Source organism: Thermodesulfobacteriota bacterium (genome assembly GCA_040756475.1).
In the GTDB taxonomy this organism is placed as follows: Bacteria; Desulfobacterota; Deferrisomatia; order Deferrisomatales; family JACRMM01; genus JBFLZB01.
Genome location: JBFLZB010000348.1, coordinates 1 through 2,058 on the forward strand (window position 1 = coordinate 1; position 2,058 = coordinate 2,058).

The window sequence follows — 2,058 nt, forward strand, 5'->3', positions numbered from 1 at the left end:
TCGGTGTCCTCCACGACGTCGTGGAGGACCGCGGCCATCTTCTCCGTGTCGCTCTCCATGGGGAGCATGACCCGCAGGGGGTGGAGCACGTAGGGTGCGCCGGCCTTGTCCACCTGGCCCCGGTGGGCGCTCACGGCCAGGGCGATGGCGTCCTCCAGGCAGGCCCGGCCGGCCGCCTCGGAGGTCTTCGGGAGGGCCGGTCCGTCGCTCACCCCGAGCACCCTGCGTGCGCGAGCCTTGGTCATCTCCATCCTCCTTGGTCGGCATTCACCGCACGTTCATCCCCCGCCGGAGAGGAGCGCCGTTCCGGTGTGCTCCAGGTCGCGGCGGCAGCGGGGGCAGAGGGGCGCTTCGGAACCCACGCCGTAGAACACCCGGCCGATGTCGGCCAGGGGGCCCAGGGACTCTTCCTCGCGGGACCGCTGCCCCTCGGGCCCGGGGTCGAAGGCAGTGCCGCACTTCGCGCAGAGCTCCATCTTCTCCTCCTTTCGTCCGAGCCTACTCCCCCACTGCCCACGTGCGCACCAGGGCGAACTGGGCCGGGGTCTCCGGGGAGCCCTCCGGGTCGGGGACGTCGTGCGCCCGGCGCAGCTCCACGATCGCCCGCAGGGCCCGCTCCCGGGCCCAGGAGGGGTCTGCCGTGCCGAGCAGGCGCGGGGCGTGGCGGACGAGCCAGCAGGCGACCACGGTGCCGGTGCGTCCCCGGCCTCCCAGGCAGTGGAGGTAGACGGGACGGCCCTCTCGGGCGTCCCGATCGAGGCGGTCCAGGAGCGCCCGCATGCCGGCCCGGGTCGGCACCGACAGGTCCGGGACCGGCAGCTGGAGATAGGCCGCCGCCGGCCCGCCGTTTCCGGCCGCCTCCGTCAGCAGCGGCGCGTAGGGGACGAGCCGCCCCAGCCGGGTAACCTCGCCGGGCTCGGTGAGGTCGACGAAGGAGCGCACCCCCTGGCCTCGGAGCCAGGCGAGCTTGGCCCGGGCGTCGGCCGGGTGCGGCGAGCCGGGGTAGGCCCCGGCCAGGAGGCGCCCGGGCTCGACCCAGTAGGAGGCAAGCCCCTTCGGGGCGCTCACGGGGTTGCCTGCGCGGGGGCGATCCCCTTGTCGCAGCCGGCACTAGTCTCTGGGCCTGCGGGACTCCGGAAGCCGGCCTGGCCCTGGCTTCGCCTCCGACCCTGGCGCGGGCGCTTCGGGGTGGCCCCGGTTCCCGGGACGTCCTGCCGCCAGCAGTGGGGGAGCCCGAAGCGCCGATAGAAGCGGGCCACCACCGAGCCCATCTCGCAGGTGAGGCGCCCCAGGGTCTCGTTCCAGACCGCCTCGGGCACGCCCCCGTAGAAGGCCTCGGCGATGCCGCCGGAAATCGCGGCCTGGGTGTCGGCGTCGCCCCCCAGGGACACGGCCTTTCGCACCGCGTCCTCGTAGGACCCGGACTCGAGGAACGCGGTGACCGCCTCGGGCACCGAGCCCTGACAGGTCTCGTCGAAGCGGTAGCCGGGGCGGATTTGGGCCAGCGTGCGGTCGAGCCGGTAGCCGATGGTCTCCTCGATGAAGCGGCGAAGCTCTTCTTTCGACGCCCCCCGGCGCGCCAGGAAGACGCACCCCGCGGCGGCCCGGGCGCCCCGAATCCCCTCGGGGTGGCCGTGGGTGACCGCGGCGCTTCGCGTCGCCTCGACCAGGACCTCGTCGAGGGTGTCGAAGGCCCAGCCCAGCGGGCTCACCCGCATGGCCGAGCCGTTGCCGTAGCTCCCGTAGGGGCGGGGGTCGTCCGCCCGAAGCCACTGCCGAAACAGGCTCCCGTAGCTCTGGTCCGGGTAGCGGCACCCCCAGGCCCGGTAAACCTCTGCGTAGTCCCGGCCGCCGAGGAGCGCGTCGGCAGTGGCCACGGTGAGCACGGTGTCGTCGGTGAAGGTCGAGAGATCCCCGAAGAGGGGAAAGTCCTCCCGCTTGGTGGGCGCGAACTCGTAGGCGCTCCCGATGATGTCTCCTGCGATGGCTCCGATCACGGCGCCTCCTTCCGGTACGGTTCCTCGAAAGATCGAAGCAGGGGCGGCCCCGGCCGGGCCG

Annotated in this window: 4 protein-coding genes; all 4 read right to left on the reverse strand. The window is 73.6% G+C overall.

What is annotated here, in order from left to right:
* A partial coding sequence (locus tag AB1578_23560) for a hypothetical protein (protein ID MEW6490876.1) occupies window positions 1-245 on the reverse strand: 245 nt, incomplete at its 3' end.
* Window positions 246-278: 33 nt separating this feature from the next.
* Window positions 279-476, reverse strand: coding sequence for a hypothetical protein (locus AB1578_23565; protein MEW6490877.1), 198 nt, complete (start codon window positions 474-476; stop codon window positions 279-281).
* Between the two features lie 22 nt (window positions 477-498).
* A complete protein-coding gene (locus AB1578_23570) occupies window positions 499-1,068 on the reverse strand; it encodes a hypothetical protein (protein ID MEW6490878.1) in 570 nt (189 codons plus the stop codon).
* Complete coding sequence (locus tag AB1578_23575; protein MEW6490879.1) at window positions 1,065-1,997, reverse strand: ADP-ribosylglycohydrolase family protein; 933 nt, start codon at window positions 1,995-1,997, stop codon at window positions 1,065-1,067. The genes AB1578_23570 and AB1578_23575 overlap by 4 nt, the downstream gene beginning before the upstream one ends.
* Between the last annotated feature and the right edge of the window lie 61 nt (window positions 1,998-2,058).